The sequence below is a fragment of the Butyrivibrio sp. AE3004 genome, from assembly GCF_000703165.1.
Classification (GTDB): Bacteria; Bacillota; Clostridia; order Lachnospirales; family Lachnospiraceae; genus Butyrivibrio.
Map to the genome: position 1 here is coordinate 1553753 of NZ_JNLQ01000002.1, position 22674 is coordinate 1576426.

The 22674-nt window shown below is 34.6% G+C and carries 19 protein-coding genes; 2 read left to right on the forward strand and 17 right to left on the reverse strand.

Annotated features, from left to right (window positions below; all coding sequences use genetic code 11):
• Window positions 1-128: 128 nt before the first annotated feature.
• Window positions 129-1181 carry a tyrosine-type recombinase/integrase gene (locus BV60_RS0109875; protein ID WP_029321374.1) on the reverse strand — a complete coding sequence of 351 codons (1053 nt, stop codon included), beginning with the start codon at window positions 1179-1181 and terminating at the stop codon, window positions 129-131.
• Window positions 1182-1510: 329 nt separating this feature from the next.
• Between BV60_RS0109875 and BV60_RS0109880 the strand changes: the two genes are divergently transcribed.
• Window positions 1511-2218 (forward strand): DUF975 family protein, encoded by a 708-nt coding sequence (locus BV60_RS0109880; RefSeq protein ID WP_035777212.1) that lies wholly within the window; start codon window positions 1511-1513, stop codon window positions 2216-2218.
• A gap of 86 nt (window positions 2219-2304) precedes the next feature.
• Here BV60_RS0109880 and pepF read toward each other — a convergent pair whose 3' ends face one another.
• Window positions 2305-4104, reverse strand: a complete 1800-nt coding sequence (gene pepF, locus BV60_RS0109885) for an oligoendopeptidase F (RefSeq protein ID WP_029321378.1) — start codon at window positions 4102-4104, stop codon at window positions 2305-2307.
• A 106-nt stretch (window positions 4105-4210) separates the two neighbouring features.
• Here pepF and BV60_RS0109890 point away from each other — a divergent pair, with 106 nt between their 5' ends.
• Window positions 4211-5380 (forward strand): NAD(P)-dependent malic enzyme, encoded by a 1170-nt coding sequence (locus BV60_RS0109890; RefSeq protein ID WP_029321380.1) that lies wholly within the window; start codon window positions 4211-4213, stop codon window positions 5378-5380.
• A gap of 443 nt (window positions 5381-5823) precedes the next feature.
• On the opposite strand, the gene BV60_RS0109895 is transcribed toward BV60_RS0109890, so the two are convergent.
• From BV60_RS0109895 to mreD, 15 genes are all read right to left on the reverse strand, one after another.
• Window positions 5824-7548 (reverse strand): leucine-rich repeat protein, encoded by a 1725-nt coding sequence (locus tag BV60_RS0109895; RefSeq protein WP_029321382.1) that lies wholly within the window; start codon window positions 7546-7548, stop codon window positions 5824-5826.
• Window positions 7549-7650: 102 nt separating this feature from the next.
• The gene (locus tag BV60_RS0109900) at window positions 7651-10116 is read right to left on the reverse strand and encodes an adenosine deaminase (protein WP_029321384.1); all 2466 of its coding nucleotides are present in this window, start codon (window positions 10114-10116) and stop codon (window positions 7651-7653) included.
• Window positions 10117-10146: 30 nt separating this feature from the next.
• Window positions 10147-10740 (reverse strand): 5'-deoxynucleotidase, encoded by a 594-nt coding sequence (gene yfbR / locus BV60_RS0109905; protein ID WP_029321386.1) that lies wholly within the window; start codon window positions 10738-10740, stop codon window positions 10147-10149.
• A gap of 57 nt (window positions 10741-10797) precedes the next feature.
• Entirely contained in the window at window positions 10798-11424 is a 627-nt protein-coding gene (locus BV60_RS0109910) for a cytidylate kinase-like family protein (RefSeq protein WP_029321388.1), read from the reverse strand.
• 80 nt (window positions 11425-11504) lie between these two features.
• Window positions 11505-12449: an RluA family pseudouridine synthase gene (locus BV60_RS0109915; protein ID WP_081846639.1), complete on the reverse strand. Its 945-nt coding sequence runs from the start codon at window positions 12447-12449 to the stop codon at window positions 11505-11507.
• Window positions 12446-12985, reverse strand: a complete 540-nt coding sequence (gene lspA / locus BV60_RS0109920; protein ID WP_029321392.1) for a signal peptidase II — start codon at window positions 12983-12985, stop codon at window positions 12446-12448. The genes BV60_RS0109915 and lspA overlap by 4 nt, the downstream gene beginning before the upstream one ends.
• Window positions 12986-13006: 21 nt before the next feature.
• Entirely contained in the window at window positions 13007-14110 is a 1104-nt protein-coding gene (gene aroB / locus BV60_RS0109925; RefSeq protein WP_029321394.1) for a 3-dehydroquinate synthase, read from the reverse strand.
• Between the two features lie 115 nt (window positions 14111-14225).
• Window positions 14226-14750 (reverse strand): cell division protein SepF, encoded by a 525-nt coding sequence (locus BV60_RS0109930; protein WP_029321396.1) that lies wholly within the window; start codon window positions 14748-14750, stop codon window positions 14226-14228.
• 51 nt (window positions 14751-14801) lie between these two features.
• Window positions 14802-16217, reverse strand: coding sequence for an HlyD family efflux transporter periplasmic adaptor subunit (locus BV60_RS0109935; RefSeq protein ID WP_029321398.1), 1416 nt, complete (start codon window positions 16215-16217; stop codon window positions 14802-14804).
• Between the two features lie 67 nt (window positions 16218-16284).
• The gene (locus tag BV60_RS0109940) at window positions 16285-16704 is read right to left on the reverse strand and encodes a hypothetical protein (RefSeq protein ID WP_029321399.1); all 420 of its coding nucleotides are present in this window, start codon (window positions 16702-16704) and stop codon (window positions 16285-16287) included.
• Between the two features lie 103 nt (window positions 16705-16807).
• Window positions 16808-17782 (reverse strand): D-alanyl-D-alanine carboxypeptidase family protein, encoded by a 975-nt coding sequence (locus BV60_RS0109945; RefSeq protein WP_029321400.1) that lies wholly within the window; start codon window positions 17780-17782, stop codon window positions 16808-16810.
• Window positions 17766-18161 carry a methylglyoxal synthase gene (mgsA, locus tag BV60_RS0109950; protein WP_029321402.1) on the reverse strand — a complete coding sequence of 132 codons (396 nt, stop codon included), beginning with the start codon at window positions 18159-18161 and terminating at the stop codon, window positions 17766-17768. The genes BV60_RS0109945 and mgsA overlap by 17 nt, the downstream gene beginning before the upstream one ends.
• Window positions 18162-18179: 18 nt before the next feature.
• Entirely contained in the window at window positions 18180-19313 is a 1134-nt protein-coding gene (locus BV60_RS0109955) for an FtsW/RodA/SpoVE family cell cycle protein (protein ID WP_029321403.1), read from the reverse strand.
• Window positions 19303-22161 (reverse strand): penicillin-binding transpeptidase domain-containing protein, encoded by a 2859-nt coding sequence (locus BV60_RS0109960; protein WP_029321405.1) that lies wholly within the window; start codon window positions 22159-22161, stop codon window positions 19303-19305. Before BV60_RS0109960 ends, BV60_RS0109955 begins: the two co-directional genes overlap by 11 nt.
• Window positions 22154-22672 carry a rod shape-determining protein MreD gene (mreD, locus tag BV60_RS0109965; protein ID WP_029321406.1) on the reverse strand — a complete coding sequence of 173 codons (519 nt, stop codon included), beginning with the start codon at window positions 22670-22672 and terminating at the stop codon, window positions 22154-22156. The genes BV60_RS0109960 and mreD overlap by 8 nt, the downstream gene beginning before the upstream one ends.
• Window positions 22673-22674: the final 2 nt, after the last annotated feature.

Sequence of the window (22674 nt, forward strand, 5' to 3'; positions counted from 1 at the left end):
ATATTTGCCAGAACTTTGCTAAGTGTTCTGCATAAATATAAACTCCGATTATTCATCTATTTTTAATGATAAAATTGAATAATCGGAGTTTTTTAATCTTTGAGTTAAGAGTGTATAAAATTTTATACTTAATTATATGGATCAATAGAAGCTGCCCGCTTTCTGTGTTCCTCTTCAATAGCAGCATAATGTTTAGCAGTAGTGTTGATATCTTTATGACCAAGTACATCTGCCACAAGCCTTATATCACCTGTTTCACGATAAAGGGCAGTACCGTAAGTACTTCTCATTTTATGAGGCGTTAGTTTTTTGCCGGGAACAGCGAGCATGGTATATTTTTTTACCATAAGCTCAACACTTCGAACAGTAATTCTTCTTTTTCTCAGTGATAAAAATAATGCTTTTTCTTTATCATCAGATATAAGGCTTGGTCTTTCGAAATTAATATATTCCTTTAAAGCCTCAGCAGTTGTTCTGTTAAAATACAATATCTGTGTATTCCCACCTTTTCTTACTACAGAAAATGAATTCTCTTCAAAGTTGATATCATCGAGATCAAGCCCTACACATTCAGAAACACGAATACCTGTATTTAAAAGAAGTGTAAAAATAGCGGTGTCACGCAGATTGGTTTTCTCACATAATGCACGTTGTCTGTCAGAAACCTTTATTTCAGTATTAATTACAGTATCCATTAATGTATTAACTTCATCAGAGTTCATTCTGATAATGTCTTTTTTGGGTGTTTTGCGCCTTTTTGCAGCCCCAAGTGTAGGGTTGTTCTTTAAATAATGATGCTGGCACATGAATTCGTAAAATCCACGTACAGCAGACATTCTTCTTGCTATACCTTTTTCTTTATTAACATGCTTGTTTTCACCATTGTTAAATGAAAGATATCGTTGAAATTCATTAATATCTTCGAATGACAGCTTGTCCAAAATGTCAATATCAATTTCTTTGATTTCTCTTATGTTTCTTAGAAGTGGATTTCGCTCCTTTAAAAACTGAAAAAAAGTTATAAGATCATACGCGTATGAAATAACTGTATTTATCTGAGATGTCAGTTCTTTATCATCGAGATAGGGCATGCAATATACAGGTAACATGTCCTCAAGAGAATGAAGCTTTTCCAAACGTTGTAAATGTAATTTTCTATTATATTCTGAATCTGCCCCCATATTTACTCCTCACATATACATGTATGTTTTTTTCTGACTCATACCGGTCAGTTGAGAGTACTTTAAACCGAATATATTTTCCATATTAGTCTGGTACTTTAGTATTTGAAATAATTATAGCATGATAGTGCAAGAAATAATTATCTGAACAAATTGCAAATTTTTAAAAAGATTCATTTAATATATTATCGATTTTCAAAAATTACGCTATTTTTATAAAAAAGAAATTAAAAACAATATATTTTTCCAAATTATCGTTTTTTTTATACATTTACATGATGTATAATCATAATATAGAAAAAAGTTTATATTTGAAGGGAGATAATACTATGTGGACCAATTCACAGCTTAAAGCTAATGGACTTATGAACTTTAAAAAGAACAGATGGGCATGTATTGTTGTTACAATAATCCTCGGTATTTGTGTTGGTGGTACGGCAAGCGGTTCCGCTAACAGTGCATCAAATAATGAGGAAACAATGCAGGAGTTGATGGATAAATTAACACCTGAAATAATAGCAGCAATAGTCGGTGTTATAGGTATAGCTGTCATAATCGGAATTATACTTGATATTATATTATTTAATGTTCTTGAAGTAGGATGCCAAAGATTCTTTATTGTTAACCGGGCTGTTGAAAATGCACAAATCTCAGAAGTTACATTTGGTTTTAAAAACAATTGGATGAATATTGTTAAGACTATGTTCCTTAAGGACCTTTATCTATTTCTTTGGTCTATGCTTTGTTTTATACCGGGAATCATTAAAGCATATTCATACAGACTGGTTCCTTATCTGATGGCAGAAGATCCTAATATGTCATCAAATGAAGCAATAACATTATCAAGACAGATGATGAATGGCCAGAAAATGAATGCTTTTGTTTATGATCTTTCATTTATCGGTTGGTATTTGCTTGCAATAATTACATGTGGTATAGCCGGTGTATTTTATGTATTTCCTTACAAAAATTGTTCAGATGCAGAGCTTTATACAGCAATAAAAGAAACATATAATCCGAACGTACAAAATTATTAATTTATAATTTCTGAAGTAATTTAGGAATCTATACTAAAATAAAAAAGTCTGATTATCGTTCAAAAGATAATCAGACTTTTTTACTGTTACTTAAATAATTCTTCCATTTCACTAATAGCTTCATCAAATACTTTTAATGCGTCTTCTATAGGAGCCGCAGTTGTAAGATCAACACCAGCAATTTTTAGAAGGCTTACCGGATCCTGAGTACATCCGCTCTTAAGGAAACTCTTGTATTCTTCTACGGCGCTGTTACCTTCTTTTAGAATTTTCCCGGCAATCGAAACAGATGCTGCAAAGCTGGTAGCATACTGATATACGTAAAAATTATAATAGAAATGAGGAATTCGACACCATTCGTAAGCTATCTGAGGGTCTGATATCATATTTTCACCAAAATACTCTTTATTCAGATTGTAGTATACATCTGACAGAGACTCTGCAGTTAGCGGCTGACCCTTCTCAGCCATTTCGTTTGTCTTTCTTTCGAATTCTTCAAACATTGTCTGTCTGTACATTGTTGACTTAAAGCTCTCAAGGAAATGATTTATTATATATGCTTTTTCTTCTTTGCTCTTAGCGTTATCCTTAAGGTAATGATAGAGCAGTACTTCATTTGTTGTTGAAGCAACTTCTGCTACAAAAATTTTGTAATCTGCATTCCAAAGGCTCTGCTCATGCTCAGAATACCAGGTATGAATTGAGTGTCCCATTTCATGAACAAGAGTGAATACATCTTCAAGTGTGTTATTATAATTAAGAAGCATATAGGGATGAACGCCATAAGCACCACTACTGTACGCGCCACTTCTTTTTCCCTCATTTTCAACTACATCAATCCAACGATTTTCATAAGCTTCTTTCACAATTCTAAGGTATTCATCACCAAGAGGAGCCAAAGCTTTAAGTGAAAGTTCTTTAGCTTCATCATAGCTTACTTCCATATCAAAATCATTTATCATGGAAACATAAACATCATACATGTGAAGCTCATCTACACCTAACAACTTCTTGCGAAGCGCGACATATCTGTGCATTTTATCAAAACCGTTATGAATGGAGTCGATTAGCCTGTCACAAACAGCGGGATCAACATTATTTTCATCAACAGCTGCCTCAAAATTAGAATTGTATTTTCTTGCTTTTGAATTAAAAATACGGGTTTTTACTTCTCCGTCATATAATGCAGCCCAGGTATTCTTAAACTCTTCATATCGGCCATAGAAGGCTTCAAAAGCCTTTTTCCTTAGTTCTCTGTCCTTTGACATCTGAACTGGCACAAAACGCCCATTTGAGAGTATTACATCGTTGCCATCTTTATCCTTTACAGTTGGAAATTTCAAGTCGGCATCAGAGAGCATATTGAAACCATTATAAGGGGTTCTGCCCATTTCACCGGTAGACGCAATTAATTGCTCTAATTCTTTACTTAGTATATGATACTTAAGACGTCTGATTTCTCTTATTCTGTTTTCGTATTTCTTAAGTTCAGGCTCTTCCTTATAAAAAGAGGAGAGTAGTTCATCAGAAATAGCTAATATTTCAGGTTCGATGAAGGATGCTTTTTCTCCGATATGAACATTTACGGAAATTGCTCTTTGATTCATACCGTTATACTTGGAATTAGCAGTATCTTCATCGTGTCTCATATGTGCATATCCATAGAAACGGCTCGATAAAAGATCAGCTTTTTCATAAAGCTTTAAAGCATCCAGAAGATTTTTGGCATTTTCTGAAAGCTTTCCGTTATATTTGGCAATTCTTTCAGAAATTTGCAAAGCTTCATTTACTTCAGCTTCCCATTTATCTTCATTTTCATAAATATCCTCGAGTCTCCAGGTTAATTCCTTTTCGACTTCATTTCTTTTTGGTAATTTTCCTTGCATTTAATTATTCTCCTTATTATTATTGATAATTAGTATAGCAGAGTTTAGGCACTTGGAAAATAAAGGTGCGTGCTAAAAACATTATCAAATGAGGAGAATGAAATCAATGAACTACGCTGAAGAGTCATTAAAATTGCACGGAGAGTGGCAAGGGAAGATTGAAGTTGTTTCAAGAGTAAAGGTTGAAAATAAAGAAGATTTATCCCTTGCCTATACACCCGGTGTTGCACAGCCTTGCCTTGAGATTCAGAAGGATTATGAAAAGTCTTATACACTCACCAGAAGGCATAATCTTGTAGCTGTTATTACAGACGGAACTGCGGTTCTTGGACTTGGCGATATCGGACCTGAAGCAGGAATGCCCGTAATGGAAGGAAAATGTGCTCTTTTTAAAGAATTTGCTGATGTTGATGCGTTTCCCATCTGTATAAGAAGTAAAGATGTAGATGAAATCGTTCGTACAATCTATCTGATTTCCGGCTCTTTTGGAGGTATAAATCTTGAGGATATTGCCGCTCCAAGATGCTTTGAAATAGAGCAGAAGCTAAAGGAAATCTGTGATATTCCGGTATTTCATGATGATCAGCACGGAACAGCTGTTGTTGTTGGCGCTGCTTTGATAAATGCTCTTCGTGTAGTTAATAAAGATCTGGCAGAAGCAAAAGTTGTAATAAACGGTGCAGGTTCAGCAGGCATAGCAATAGGCAAGCATCTTATGAATCTGGGAGTTAAACATTTAAAGATGGTTGACAGATGTGGTATTTTGTGCGAAGGCGTTGAAATGAATTCTGCTCAGGAAGAGATGGCTAAAAAAACAAACCCTGAAAAATTCTCAGGAAATCTTTCTGATGCAATGAAAAATGCTGACGTATTTATAGGTGTAAGTGCACCACATATTGTCTCAAAGGAAATGATTCAATCAATGGCTCCCGGAGCAATAGTATTTCCTATGGCTAATCCTGTTCCTGAAATCGAGCCTGATGAAGCGCTTGAAGCCGGAGCAGCTGTAGTCGGTACCGGTAGAAGTGATCATCCTAATCAGATAAATAATGTTCTTTGCTTCCCCGGACTTTTTAGAGGAGCACTTGATGTGAGAGCAAAGGATATTACTGAAGAAATGAAACAGGCTGCATCATATGCTCTTGCAAATCTTGTTTCACCTGAAGAATTAAATGATAAATACATTCTTCCTTTGGCATTTGACAAACGTGTTGGACAGGCAGTTGCAGAAGCTGTTGCAAAAGCAGCCAGAGAATGTGGCGTAGCAAGAATCTAACTTGATATTATAATTTCATAAAAAACAAAAAAACATTCTTAGATAAATTTATTTTTTCTAAGGATGTTTTTTGTTTAAATCAGGAAGTTTCTCCTTAACAATCATATTTACTTTTTTGAGTACTTGGATATCATCCTGAGATCTATTCATATATTTATTATATGAATAGAGATACATCACGAACAGTGAAGAAGTTAACGCGACTAAATCTTACTTAAATTACTGCGAAAGTCGCGATAAGTATTTCAATTAATAGTTTAGGAGCAATAGCGAAGAATATATCACTTCGTTAAATCCCTCTTTAACGAAATAAAACTACACATTGCAACATACAGGGTTATACAGGGTTATACAGTGTAATTTGAATAACTAACTGCACATAACGCAATAAAATAGCGATTCTCTGATTTTCATTTCATTGAATCGCTATCTATTCTGAATATTTAATAGTTAATGTTTCTATATTTAAATACTGATTTCTTAGCACCGGATTTCTTTAGCTTCTTAACTATTTTGTTGTATGAACCTTTATTAGCCGCTTTAAGAAGGAAAAATGTATTTTCATCAGCAGATTTAAAGGCGCCGCTTCCAATCTTATTAAGGTTTATTCCTGTTGTTTCTACACGTATTAGCTTAGTTTTTCCTGAAAATGCATTGCTTCCGATTTCTGAGATATTTGAGCCAAGAATCACTGTCTCCAGCTTTCTGTTAAATTTAAAAGCATTGCTTTCAATTTTAGTTACTTTATAATTCTTTCCACCAACAACCACGGTTGAAGGAATTACTACATTCTTTATGCTCTTTTGTTTTACTTTTGCCAGTGAAACAGTATTATCGCCTGTTATTTTATAAACAAATGAACCGGATGTATCATCATTATCGATTATTTCGTAAGATACATTAATTGGTGAACCCGCACCATTATTGCTTCCATCATCATAATACAGTACCAGGCTTAATGTTCTGTTTTTTCCGGCCCCGCCTCTTGAAAGCTCAATATATGGTTTGTCTTTCGTCCAGCCTACCCATTTAAAGTAACTGTCCGCTTCTTTTGTTGTTATAACTACATCTTTAAGAGCGAGACTGCAATTATAAAGCTGGGAATTATATTTGAATGTGGGTACAATTTTAACAGTCTGTTCACATGAAAGCATTGTTGTACGTGTTACAGTACCGTCATCATTCAGGATTCCAAGCCCAAAATTGTGTGAATCCTTTAAAACTTCATCATCATATTTCTGAAGTTTATTAACAGTTTCTTTATGCTTGCCATTTGATGTACGATACTTTGAACAGAAATTCACACGTGTTAAGCCAAGCTTTTTCATTGTGGCCTGGGACGTATTGAATCTTTCATAATCAATTTTGCCTTTTTTAGCCTTATCGCAACCGACAATATCTGTTTCATACCACTTTGTACCTATTTTTACCTGATTCCAGCATTTTGTGCTGTTAAAAAGGATGTCATTTGATATTTCAGCTGCATCAAGAAGTGCGGCAAATGCAAGTGCATACCCTTGTGAAGAAGCTCTGTGAGTCACAAGGGCGCCATATGCCGTATTCCTAAGATCCTTATTATCAATAGCGATATTTACATTAGTTACGTTATCAATAATCATATTAAAGCATTGATACTCAACAACGAAATTTGTTTCATCATCGTCAATAGTATCCATAATTTTCTTTACAGCATTTTTTAATTTCTTAGTTTCGTTTGTGTAATCTTTATCACTTGTTCTCTGAAGATATGCATAGCAGGCATACTTACCCTCTTTGTTCTTTAGATACAAAAACTTAAGCTCCGCCATTGCACCGGCAATATTCAAAGGATTCTGATAAACATATGCACGTCTCGCATATTTAAGATCCTCATCCGTATATTTCTTCTTTTCCTCTGCTCCTGTATAGATGGTATAAAAACCTGTATTATCAAGGTCTTCTTTTGTTTTTACCGATACTTCAACACTTGCGTCCTTGATTCGTGTATCAAGATACTCATAGGCATCAAAGATTTTTTTCTGATTATCTGTAAGATTTTCTCTTATATTAGCAGCCGCCGCCTCAGCTTTTATGGGCTCGGTTACAATCATAGTTGTTGGAATAATAGTTACCGCAAGAGCTGCAGCCAAAATAACTGACTGAATTTTTGTGAAAAAACCTGTTCTCATTTTTTACCTTTTTCCTCCCAACAAAAATACATTTTTTCGTTCTTAATTATATAATATATTGACCAATTAATGTTTAATTTTTTTACTAAAATATAAAATATTTTATAATTTATCACGACTAAAACTTTGCTGCAATTTTAGAAGTTGATCTATAATAGGATTTTCATTATCAAAATAACTTACATACCCATGAAGGGATTTAGCTTTTTGTTTAAGTGTTTGTGAATGGCTCCATATAAAAATTGCTGATTTCCCCTTTCCGTTTTTAGCTTCCTGAATTAGATTTGCTGCAGCACTGTTTCCATCAAAAGCCACGACCATTGACGGTCTTCTTTCAAATATTTCATAATTGAAGCTTTTATATATTCCCATTCCTTCCGCTTCAGGTGAAACTCTTATATATACCCCTGATTCTTTCAATCTGTCTCTTTCGTATTTTGTTATCAGCATAGGAACTACCGCATAAATCCTGAAATTTTTTGTATTATTTTCTATCAGATATTTTTCATAACCTGAAAGCTTATGTCCAATAATAAAGCATACTTCATCAGGATTTAAAAAAGCCATAAGTTCATCAAGCTCTTTTAAACCATCAGTTGTAGTTCTTGTTGCTCTTTTTTCGGTATTAAAGCTTCCTCCAAGTAATACTATTGGAAAACGATCCCATGTTATCTCTGCAATTTCATCTTTCAGTTCGGTATTTGAATCGAGCTTTTTAATTTTCTTAGAACCATTTTTAGATATTTTAACGGTTTTCATTTTTTCAAGAAGTACTTCTTCCATATCTTTGCCTTTTAGCATAGAGATAAAAGCTGCCTTCTTATCTGAATACGCTTTCTGCCCCTCTTCTATAATTTTATTTTCAGCATTTTTCATGAGCTGCAGATCAGCATCAGAAAGCTCAAGCATTTTTTTGAGTGAAAGCTGCTCATCTATTGAACTTGTACCGTAAAGAGCGGCACCATCCGTTCCCTGCACGCAGCTTATTCCCTGCTTTAAATAATATTTTAGAGGATGCGCTTTAAGCGAATTAAGATTGTTTAAGCGAACATTACTTGTAAGCTGAAACTCTAAAACTATATTGTTTTCCTTAAGCTGTTTTATAACTTCTTTTCCTTTTTTCGACCTCGGGCTATATGTATAAAGTCCATGCCCAAGACGCATTTTAGGCATACTTTGTCCAGGAAGTAAACAATCTTTTACACAGGCAATACTATGTGAAATATTGTCTTTTAAACTATCATTTTCACCTGCATGAACTCTTATTACAAAGGTCGGATCTATAGCTGCAAACTTAACCAATTCTTTAAATACCGGTTTCAGGGTAATGATGTCATTAATTTCTTCACCTACGAAATCACAGCCGGCAACATAAGGATCAAGAAACGTTGCTCTTAGGACTTCAAGATTTTTTTCAAGATAATCAGCAGGAGTTATTGCATCCTTAACAATGGTTAAAGGAATTCTTCTCATTGCAGCAAGAAATCTTATCATTACACCTGTTTCCTGATATATATAAGGCATTACCTCATGAACCTGCTTAAGCATTTCAAGGGACTCATATTTTTTTACAAGTGTTGTATCACTTATTTCCGCATAACAAACACCTTGCTTTTTATAATTACGTGCAATCCAAAGAAGTTTATCCTGAAAAATGGTATTTCTGCAATATTCCGGGGTTTCCTTATCTTTTAACATTTGCCGAAGTGAAGACCTTACATCTGCATCCGGAATTTGATCTATGTTATTTAAATTAATCTTATCTTCGCTCTCTTTTGCTTTGCAAAAAACGTATCTGTAAAGATATACTTTTTCAAGATTTGTAAAAACTGCCTGTCCATCTTTAATAACAGCCAAAGACCCCCTTATCTTAACAATATTCATCTCAGCATTATCAAGGTTATTAAGAATAAGATCCGCAAAATTAATAAAGGTATTATCGTTTATTCTTCTGTCCAGATATTTACCTTCAAGTCCTGATGATACAAATTGCCGAGCTACTTTTTCACGTTGTTTATTAAGTTTTTCCCATTGGCTGTCTGTAAGTTTTAAATCAAGTTTTTTTATATAATATAAGGGGTATCTGATCTGATGATATATTCCAAGAGCGATAAGTACATCTCCCGGAAGATTTCCGTTCATATGAGTATGAAGATCTGCTCGGAATTTTATATCTTTTCGTACATAAGTTTTAAAAATAGTTTTTGATAAGTCAAGCTGATAATTCTTAGTCTGACTCATAAGTGTTTTGGCGATTGCCGGAATCGTTGCCTTAACATCAACAGTGCCATCAGGAAAAATACTTGCTATTTCGATGTCGCCAAGACTAAATAAATATGATTCAATGTTACTTGCATCAACGTAACACGGAACTTCTCCCTTTATCTCCAGCATTTTGTTTTCGTTTTGAGAAAGCGGCAATTTACAGATTGCTGAAAGATTTCTAATCAGGTTACCGGTATGATGATTTGGCGTCGACAAGATATAAAACATCTTATCAAGTTCTTTATAAAGACTAACAATAATATCTTTTTCAGCATCAAGGAAAAAGCATGTAAAATACGTCATAACTGTTCCTTTCAAAATTGAAAAACATGTTCATGAAAGCTCATCTAAAGTCTTGCCGTAAGGTTCAAGGAAGTCATCCATGAAGTCTTTTACTTCCGGGAGTTCTGTAATCATTTTATTTAATGATTTCATTGTACTTTTTTCAGCAGTTCTAAATTCACTGTTTCCGGAATTTTTTTCTTCGATACATTTAATCAGTGCTGAAAGCTTATCTGCTGCTTTTACAAGTCTTCTCATATATTTTTCATCATCGCCGTCCTGGGTTTTGAAGATTTCTTCATATGCAGGTCTTAGATCATCAGGAAGCTTATGTAAAAGCTGAACATCAGCAATGGCTTCAACCTGTTTATATGCATTCTTTAGTTCATCATTATAATACTTTACAGGTGTTGGCATATCTCCTGTAATAATTTCAGATGCATCATGATAAAGTCCGATAAGCGCGGCTTTTTCCGCATTTAAGTCTTTACCGTATCGAACATTTCCTATTACACATAAAGCATGGGCGATCATTGCTACTTCAAGGGAATGCTCACTTAGATTCTCCTGCCTTGAATTGCGCATCAAAGCCCATCTCTCGATATATTTCATTCTTGATATAGTTGCAAAAAAATTATATGCCATTTTGTATAAAAAAGGAGCAAACATCTTGTCTGCCCCTTATTCCTTTCATTGTTTGATTTATGCTGTCTCAAAATCTTCTACAAACTGAGTTATTAGATTTACAGTGCCATCAATTCCCAAAACGCTGCTGTTTATAGTAAGATCATACGTATCAGATCTACCCCATTTTTTTGATGAATAATAGTTATAATAGCTTTGTCTTTGTTTATCCTTTTTCAGAATCATTTCTAAAGCTTTATCCTTGCTATTAACATCAGGATATCTGTTGATTATTCTGTTGATTTTATCTTCCTCATCTCCATGTATAAAAATATTTATTACATTAGGATAATCAGCAAGAGCATAATCTGCACATCTTCCGACAATTACACACGGGCCTTCATCAGCGATTTTTTTGATAGTATCAAACTGTGCAAGAAAAATCTTATGGCTTATGGGCATATCTACAAAGCTGGAGGAATTATATCCAAATGAATACGTATCCATAACCAGGTTATACAAAAAAGATGTTGTGGGTCGTTCGTCATGATCCTGTATCATTTCCTGCGCAAAACCACTTTCGGAAGCTGCTCTGGTAAGGAGCTCCTTATCAAAAAATTTGATTCCGAAATGCTCTGCAACTTTCATTCCGATTTCACGTCCACCTGAGCCAAATTGTCTGCCTATTGTAATGATTGTATTCATAATAAAACCTCCATAATAAAAGATTTCATAAATTTAATACAATTATATCACAAATTGAAATAATGTAATATAAAAACTGCTTATTGAAGAATATCAAGTAAATGACAGAAATATTCAGGAAGAGGTGCATCGGTTTCTACATATTTTCCGGTAGAAGGATGCATAAAACCAAGAGTTTTTGCATGAAGACATTGCCCTTCAAGTTTAAAACGGCTCTTCATATAAGGACCATAAACAGTATCGCCAAGTAGCGGATGGCCTATATGAGCCATGTGAACTCTTATCTGGTGTGTACGTCCGGTTTCGAGTCTGCATTCGATATATGTCATTTTGTCTTTTTCAAATCGTTTAATTACTTTATAATGAGTGACAGCATGTTTTCCCTGTTCATCACTAACAACTGCCATCTTTTTTCTATCATTAGAGCTTCTTCCAATATTTCCGGTGATAGTACCTTCGTCATTCTTTAGAATTCCATGGCATATGGCGTGATACACTCTGTTAACACTATGTTCCTTAAGCTGATCAGCTATCGATCTGTGAGAAAGATCATTTTTGCATATTATTACAGAACCGGTTGTATCTCTATCAATTCTGTGAACAATACCCGGACGCATCACACCATTAATTCCGGAAAGATCATCTCCCAGATAAAACATAAGAGCATTTACCAGCGTACCGCTGTAATGTCCGGCCGCCGGATGAACAACCATGCCCTTAGGCTTATTAACAACAAGAACATCCTTGTCCTCGTAAATAATATCTATAGGAATATCTTCAGGTTCAATATCCGGGACTATTGATTTTGGAATTTCCATCTCTATAAGGTCGCCCTCAGAAACAGTATTACTTGGTTTTACAGTCTTCCCATTAACTATAACCTTTTTTTCCTTTATAAGTTTTTGAATATAGCTTCTGGACATAGAATCAGAGAGAGAGCTCATAACCTTATCAACTCTCTCTCCGTCCATATCTTCCTGTACTACAAAATTTAATTTGTTTTCATTAAGTGTAGTATCTGTCATTTAATCTCCCTGTATTTTTTTTGCTGTTTAAAGCTTAAAAAGTCAAAGTCTTTCTCCTTATAATAAAACAGGAACAATATAATAAACAAAATAGTTGAAACTGTTACATAAATATCCGCAACATTAAATATGGGGAAATTAATTATAACAAATGAAATAAAATCAACCACATAGTCATTCTTCAGACGATCGATCATATTACCTGCTGCTCCGCTTGCAATCATAACCAAAATTATCTGAAGAATTGTATATTTTTTTTCCATCGGTAGCTGAAACAAAACATATGCAATGACAATCAGGATCATAATTGCTATCATAACAAAGAAAACTTTTTGGTCCTGTAAAATTCCAAATGCAGCACCTCTGTTTTTCAAAAAAGTAAGCTCTAAAACACCCGGAATCAAAACAATTGAATCTTGATCCATTAAGTGTGTAACAGCAAGAAATTTTGTAAACTGATCAAATGCTACAAGAAGTATGATTGCCACAAAATCAGCAATAAGAAACACCTTCTTTTTCGTTGTAAAATTATTCATAAATAACACTCCAAAATATATTTATTCGAATTCATCTGACCAGGTGATTTCTTTTAAAGCAGCTCTCACCTCATCATCAGTAACTGTTTTGTCAAGGGCAGCTTTTCCAACTTTCTTTAGAAGAACGAATTTAATATTTTTTCCATCTGCTTTTTTATCGGAATGCATAATTTCAATAATTTTTTCATCGTCAATATCCGTTACAGAAATAGGCAATCCAAAAGGAACGAACATATCTCTTATTTCATAATATTCTTCCATCGAAAGCATTTGTCTTTTCCATGAAATAAATGCAGCAGCGACACATCCAAGAGCAACACATTCACCATGAAACAATTCGAAATTCTTATATTTTTCGATAGCATGGCCAATTGTATGGCCAAAATTAAGTAATGCTCTGTCGCCTTTTTCAGTGGGATCCTTCTCAACTACAAGTCTCTTTATGTCACAACTCTTTTTTATCATATATATGAGAGTCTCAGGATCCTTCTCCTGGATTTCATACATATTATCAATGAGCCAAATATAGAAATCAGAATCCTTTATCAATCCATGCTTCATAACTTCAGCAAAACCTGATGCGTACTGTTCAGCAGGTAATGTGCTTAGTACACTTATATTTATATATACAAGCACAGGCATATAAAATGCACCAACCATATTTTTAAAGCCATTAAAATCGACACCTGTTTTACCACCGATACTACTGTCTGTCTGAGCAAGAAGCGTTGTCGGTACTTGAATAAAAGAAATACCTCGCAGATAAGTAGCGGCAATAAAACCGGCCATATCACCTACAACGCCACCACCTACAGCTATAATAAGGTCTTTTCTGTCAAACTTATTATCAATCAGTTCAGAATAAACCTTTCTGATTTCATCAAGGTTTTTATTTTCTTCTCCTGCCGGAATAGCATAAACGATTATTTTTGAAGCTAACTCTTTAAGTAACTCAACAATAATATCCGCATATAAAGGTCTTACATTGGAATCCGTAATAATTGCGATTTTTCTGCCCTCAAATCCTAGTTCTGAAATATTTTTCGCAAGTCCATCAAAACTTTTGTCAAATATAATATCGTAACAGGGCGAATTATTATAATTTACTGTTAATCTTTCAGACATAAAAACACCTTTCAAATAAAAGAAAATTTTATTTGTCAAAACTCATTTAATCAAAAAATACATATACATAAGAAAAGGCAGAAACAAATGCTTCTGCCTAAAAACCAGATTTTGTTTACATCTGCTGTGGACCGGTACTTCCCATGCCTCCATCAAAAGCACCACCTAAAATATCTTGAAAATCTCCTGAAATATCAACACTTGCAGGTGTTACTATAAAAATATATCTGGAAATTTTCTGAAGATTTCCACTTATAGCAAAACATGAACCTGATGTAAAATCAATAATTCTCTGTGCAAGTTCAACATCAATTCCTTCAAGATTAAGTACAACAGTACGATTATTAAGAAGCGTTTCGGTAATTTCTCTTGCATCCTCAATTGATGTAGGCTTAACTACACAAACTTCCATCCCATTACCAGTGCGGCTTCTTGATGGCATACTTCTTGGTGCAGGTGCAGTCCTTTTAAGCTTCTCCTCATTTACCTCAATTGAAGGATCATCTTTTCCTATCGAGCTGCTCTTATGAATTGGTTCGATGGTACTGTCATAATATGCATCATCATCAGAATCATAATATCCGCTCTCATCATCCCCATTCAACTTCATAGCTGATAAAAACTTATCCATTACACTCATGTGATTAACTCCTAACCCCAACAAAAAAATAATATAACACTCTTTATTATGCTAGTTTTCTTCCGAAGTGTCAAGGTTCTTAGCATCACCTTCCACAGTTGAAGCATCCAGCACAATATAATCATATACGTTTAGACCATAATTTGTATTTGATTTTACGATAGCGTATTCATCATTCTGATATAAAATACTTATCTGTCTAAAATCTGCATAGCCTTTATTGATATTATAAACACCAATCAATGTATCTTTTGAATTGACAGTGAATTTATCCTGAGAATCTAATTTAATCAAAAGATCACCATTTCTCAAAGTAGAATCATCAACGTAATATGAATCTTCGTTTTCATTATAGAGCTCTACTTCAATAAATTCCGATGTCTCATTTCCGTTTTCATCATATTTATCTCGAAGAACACCAGAATTGTTATTATTACCTTTTGTTACATATTCTTTAGGTATTACAAAGAAACTTTTCTCAGCAATAGAAGAATTGGGTATTTTCAATCCGCTCTCATCTTCTGTGATAAGTTCAACGCTTAAAAACCTATCCTTTACAAAAGTTATCATTGAATTGGTAAAAGACAGCCCTACAAAAGTATCACCGGAATCATTTGTTACATATGATACTTTTCCCCATGCTTCATCCTGATTTTTTAGGAAACGAACTTTAACATATTCTTTCTCGGCAAGAGCATTAACCTTTTCAAGATCGTTCTCTTTTATTACTACCATCCAGTCTTCATTTGTAGATAACTTAAATACCGGATCGCCTACACCTACAAGTGCATTACTGATTAACTGTTTACGCTCATATTTTGTATTATCAAGAAGATCTGAAGTCATATTGTAAATATTTAGATCTTCATATCCATCAACATAATATTGAACAATACCGGTTCCCTGTGAATAACAATAGTTAATACTGTTTAATGCACCGGCATTATTATTTAGAGAATTAATACTCTGCAACACGCTGGCACTCGCAAGCTTTTGAACGGTTCCATCCAGGCTGTTTTTAAAATCATATACAGTTGAAAACGTCTTAGGATCAAAGTCCGCGCTGTAACTAACTATCTGAGAACGAAGTTCACTTAAATCTTCATTTGTCAGAGAAGCCTGTTCTGTTCCCTGTGTTTTCAGATAATCAAGAAGATCACCTGATTCATCAACAGTATATACGAGATTCCCTACAGCAACACGTTGACCTTCGGGAGCAAAATAGTTAACATAGCCTGCATTAGCCGCAGTAACAATACTTTCACTTCTAAGAGCTACAGCTTCATATATATTATTTGATGAAAGAGAGCCTTCTCTTACTTCGTAGCCTACTATATGCTTTTTGTTAAAATACATAAAAACACAGATAATTACATAAACCAGTATAAATGCAAAAAAAACAATTCCTACATTTATATGCAAAAACATGGGATATTTTGTTATCTTGTTTTTTGGTTTTCTAGCCATACTCAAAATTAAAGATAAGCCGCGAGATAAAACGCGGCTTATCTATTTCCTATCCTAAATTATATAATTATAGAGCAGTTACAACCTTTGACTTTACAGCTTCAGGAAGCTCTGATTCATCCATAGAAACGCTTAGTACAAAATCAACATTAAATTTCTCGCCTAAACGATCAAGTTTTTCAATTGTAGATGTGATATCTTTTCCTTCAAGACAAGCGATACTAAGGAAACCATCGAAATACATTTGCTGAAGATCGTGATCCTGAGAAATCACGCCACTGACGAATCCGATAAATTCATCTGAATTTTCAATCATAAACTCCGGAACTACAATAAGACGTACTTTGTTGTTGAGTTCAAACATATGCTTTGTGTTTCTGTCAAGAAAAACCACATTGCCTAAGATGTTCTTTACCTCGGTATTGACTTTGTTCAACAGGCATTTTGTTTTGCCCTTACCCTTATTCCCAACTATTAATTGAACCATATCCATACCCTCCACGTTTTTTGATTTTTTGTTATTAGGAAAAGATACGTGAAAATCATAGTTTCTCGTTAAAATCTTTTCTTTTTTATAATAATATTATAGTTTAACCACCCGTTATCTGCAATAACAAATCACTCATTTCAGAATAAAGAGTTTCCGTATCTTCTGCTCTCATAATAACAGCTATATAATTGTTTCCTGAAGTATCTGAAGCCAGCTGAATCAGGCAGTGTCCTGCTGCATTTGTTGTACCGGTTTTACCTCCGAGCACAGTTATTCCTGCAGGCATTGACCTGTTTCCATTAATGTAACCATTAGTATTTTTTACCTCAACATCTCTCAAGCTTCCTGATGCTGTAGAAAATTGTGTTGAATACGAAGGCATTCGTATTATTTCGCTGAACTTTTCATATTTAAGCGCTTCATTGAACATAAGATACATGTCATACACACTTGTATAATGGTCATCGGCTGTAAGACCGTTTGTATTCATAAAATGTGTATGTGTTGCTCCAATAGCCTTGGCTTCATTATTCATTGCTTCAACAAAAGCATCTACACTTCCCAATACTCCTTTTGCAATAAGCACTGCAGCATCATTTGCTGAATACAGAAGTAGAATATGCAATGCCTGATCCAAAGTCATTGAATCGCCTTCCTTAAGGTTAATGAGCTGTGCACCCGGTTCATTTATATAGACATCAGAATCAGCAATGAGTATCTGGTCAAGTGATCCGTTCTTTAATGCTACTATTGCTGTCATTACCTTGGTAAGCGAAGCGGGATCAAGTTGAATCTGTGCGTTCTTTGAGTATAAAGTTTTCTTATTTTTTAAATCAAATAATCCACAGCAGGTATTTTCGGATAATGTTATAGAATCACCTATATCGCTGTTTGTAACACACAAATCATGAGCAAATGTTTTCATCACATCACCCGTATTTTCACCATATTCTACTGTGGGCACTGAATAAGGAAACGCATATTCTTGACTTGAGCATCCGGCAATTCCTGTAGAGGAGCATATAATAAGAGTAATTGCAATAAGACGATTTTTTATTTTATTTATACATCTCACGCCACTCAAGATCTCCTCTATCTAAAGACTTAATTAATAATTCAGCAGTTGCAAGATTAGTTGCTATAGGAATATTATGCATATCACAGAGACGCATTACATTATTTACATCAGGCTCATGCATCTTCTGTGTAAGCGGATCACGAAGAAAAATAACAAGGTCAATTTCATTTGCTTCTATAGCAGCACCAATCTGCTGAGATCCACCAAGATGACCGGCCAGGTATTTATAGACACTTAAATTTGTTACTTCTTCAATAAGTCTTCCTGTTGTACCTGTGGCATAAAGATCATGCTTGGATAAAATTCCTCTGTATGCAATGCAAAAATTCTGCATAAGTTTCTTTTTTGCATCATGTGCGATAAATGCGATATTCATAGGTTACCCCTTCCCCAACTAAAAATATTTTTTACCTTGCAGTCTGACGTTTAGTACAAATCCCATTCCAACGTAGCAGCTGACAATAGAAGTAAGACCGGCACTTACAAACGGAAGCGGAATTCCTGTATTGGGAAGCGCTCCTGTAGCAACTCCTATATTCAGAAATCCCTGAAAACCTATCCAGGCCCCCATTCCTGTAGCGATAAGCTGTCCGGTAAGATCTTTGGCCCTACCTGCAATAACCATACATTCTATTGCGATAAGTAAAAGTAATAAAATAACTGCGCATCCGCCTATAAAACCAAACTCTTCACCAACAACAGTAAAGATAAAGTCGGTCTGAGATTCGGAGACAAAACCGCCATTTAAAACAGAGCTGATTTCATTTGTATTATAACCTTTTCCTAAAAGCTGTCCCGAACCTATTGCCATCATAGAGTTTAGAGTCTGATATGCATCTGAATTTGCATAATCCTCAGGATGCAGCCATGCAAGAATACGGCTTTGCTGATATTCCCTGAGAATAACACTTTTATCCGCAAGTGCATCAAATATAACAAGTAATGCAGACGGAATTGAAATAGCAAGAACCGTTATGACAAATTTCATATTTATGCCGGCTGAAAACATTATGCAGCTGATGATAACCGTAAGCATAATCGTAGTTGATAGATCAGGCTGCATTACGACCATTACTAATGGCGGAATCAGTAATAAAAAACAAATAAATATAAAAGATAAAGTCTTAACTTTATCCTTATATTTCATTATGAACGCTGCAAAAAATAAAATCAATAATATTTTGGACGCCTCAGAAGGCTGAAATGCAAATCCCAGGTTGATCCATCTGGTAGCACCTTTTACCGATTTTCCAAGTGGTGTAAATACCAAAGAAAGCAGAAATATGTTCACAATGTAATAAACTATATAAAATTTACAAATTACAACGTAGTCCATGAGTGATACCAGAACCATCATGAATAGTCCAAGTACAAGACCCGATATCTGTTTATTTTTATAGGTCGGATCCGCACTTCCTACTGCTATTACACCTATGATGGATAATGATACCAGCATAACTACCAGCTTAAAATCATAATCAAATATGCGATAGCTTTTCAGTTTTTCCAAAAATGTCTCAGTCCGCATTTGTATCTCCGCCTTCAAGCTGCTGCGCTGTACCGTTCTGAACCTCATCAGGATCCTTAAGTCCAAAATAATAAGCTATAGCTTCTTTTGTTATCTGTGCAGCATAACTTGATGTATAACCGTATGCGATACGCGTTGCAATAGCTATTTTAGGAGCTTCATAAGGCGCATAACATACAAACAAAGCATGGTTCGCTCTTTTTTTCGATTCCTCGGCTGTACCTGTTTTACCTGCTACATTTACAGCAAGGTCATTGAAATAAGGTTTATCTTCAACAACTCCTCTCATACCCTGATGAATAGCATTCCAATAAGATGAATCCATATCTATATGATTTCTTACTGTTGCCCCATATTCCTGAAGAAGATTACCATCAGAATCAGAAGTCTTTTTAACAAGAGTCAGATTATAACAGGTTCCACTGTTTGCAACAGTTGTCACATATCTGGCAAGCCCAACTGTAGTGAATGAGTTTGTACCCTGACCGATAGCTGATCGTGTTGAATCAAGATCTGAAACAATAGGCTCATATTCGGAAATCTCGATTCCCGTCTTCTCACTAAGCCCATACATATCGGCATACTTTGCAAGCTTTTGAAGACCGGTATCAGATTTGAAAGAATCACCTACAAGTCCAAGTCTGTAACCTACTTCATAAAAGAAATTATTACATGAATTTCTAATGCCGCCAACAACATCAAGTGAACCGTGTGATCTGGGATATATCCAACAGTGAGCAAGTATGCCTGTTTTGTCGAAAACACCGGTACATGTGATGGTTGAAGATGTATCTATAACACCTTCCATCAGTCCTGCTGTCGCTGAGACCATTTTGAATGTAGATCCGGGAGCAGTTCTTTGCATTGTGGCATAATTAATCAGTGGTGAAGACTGGTCACTTCGCAGTTTTGCATAGTATTCTGCATCTACACCATTTGCCATTTTATTATTGTCATATCCGGGATATGACACAAGCGCAAGAACATCTCCATTATTAACATCTGTAACAACCATTGAACCTGAACAGGGATCCAGTGCCAGCTGGGCAGGTGTAATATCCAGACTTGAAATTCTGTTGAGCATAAAGGTATAAGGCGACTCTGTTCCTGACAACCATGTTGAAAGTTCTTCTTCAGGAAGCTCTACAACACCCTGTTCCAAAAGTATATTGCATACCTCATCACCTGTAACAATATCATCGGCAAGAAGATATTTATATATTTTTTTGTTGAATTCATCATCATCCTCTATATCTTTAAATATATAGTTGATAATAGTATTGTAAATCTCACCCGAATCAACATACTGACTTTCAAGATCAAGCAATGTTACATCAATCCAGTTTGCGGAAATACAATATCTGATATAGTCAGAAAGCGAAATTGTTTCATCCGTTGTCCATGCTATATATGTCTTATCTTCTTTATCCACCTTATCAGTATCAATTACACCGTTATTATAGAGCTTTTGAACGATGTAGCTCATATATACCTTGTATTCGCTTGATAAAAGATTATATGGCGTATTATTTGAAGTGAATTCTGCATTTAAGCCTTCACTAACCTGTTGTCTTTTGACTACATATTTATCGTATACGGTCTTTTCCATTCTGCCGGCATCCTCTGATGCCATGTGATCCATATTGATGATATGATTATCAAAGCATGCAAAATATACATCATATACAGGAATCTGAATATCAGACTTTTTTATATTTTCTCCATAAAGGAAGAATTTTGTATTTTGTATTTTGGATACAAGAATACCTGCAAGCGATTGCTCAATAATATTATAGCAAGCCTCCTGCAAATCCTTGTCTATAGTAAGATAAACATCATTTCCTGCCTTCGAATCAATATAACTGCTGGTCTCAAGAACTTTACCTGTATTATCTACAAAAACTGTTTCACTACCCTTTGTTCCTTGTAAAACTGATTCCATAGACTGTTCTATGCCGGATTTACCGACAGTATCATTTGACCTGTAGTTTGGATTTTCAGCTTGCAATTCAGCAAGCTCAGATTCGGAAATCTTACCTGTATAGCCAAGTATCTGAGAAAAATATTCGGAATCAACATAAACTCTTGCTGTATCCTCTTCAATAGAAATACCATCAAGAATATTTGAATTTTCCATAATATCCGCAACAGTTTTGTCATTAACGCTTGTAGCAATAACCGTATTGATATATTTTTGGTAACTGTTTGAATACATCTTGTATCTGATAACAACAAGCTGTAAAAGTCTGTTCTTTTCATATCCCATTCCGGGAACAAAAGACTTTTTATTTTCAGGATCAGAATAATCACCGATACCGAATTTGGTACATAAATCGTCAATAACTTCTTGAGCGTTTTTTGAGCGTTCTTCGTATTTTAAATCATTAATTGATGTTCTTCCGTAAACATCGGCCAAAAATCTAAGAAGAGAATTTCCTTCTACCGTGAATTCAAAATTATTAGAACTGCTAAGCTGTATGTTGAAATCAGTATCAACAATATCCCCGTCTTTTTCAACAATATCAATTACTTTATTTAAAGTTTCATTAACAGCTGCATTTTTTCCGGAACCGGATTCATATACATCTTCGATCGTAACGGAATTAGACAATTCATTATAGGCAAGAAGCTTACCGTTTCTGTCGTATATATTTCCTCTTGCTGCAGGAATGGATTTCTCCTTCATGATTTTTAGCTGAAAGGAATCCAAATAGGTTTCTCCCTTTATGATCTGTAAAAAGAAAAGTCTGTATACAAGACCGGAAGCAGCAAGAATCATAATTCCCGAAATCATTACAAGACGTGAAGTTATGAAATTGATGAAAACTTCTTTTATCTTATTAAACAAATTTCTTAGCACTCCTTTGTTCAATGTCTTCAAGATATGTATTTATCTTGATCAGAACAGGATAAATAAATATTGCCACAAGAGCTGTATATACTGCTTCAGGTAAAATAATATTTATCATATAGTATCCGATATCAAACTTATTTCTGAACATAAACAGCAGAACATAGCATACAAATCCGAATAAGAAATCTGAAGATACTATAAGTGCAAGTGGCAATAAAATATTCTCAGGGAAAAAAATCTTGTTAAATTTTCCGATGATGAATCCTATATACATATAAATAAGTGCATAAAAACCAAGATATGATCCAAAGAAAATATCAACAAGAAAACCACAGAACATACCAATGGCCATACCACTCTTATCGCCTCGCATAAATGCGTAGGAAGAAGTCAGTATGATCATAAGATTGGGTACTATTCCACTAAAGTCAAGAGCCCTGAAAACTGTAGTTTGTAATATGAAGCTTATTATTATAGATAAAACTGTAAAAAAGAATCTACGCATAA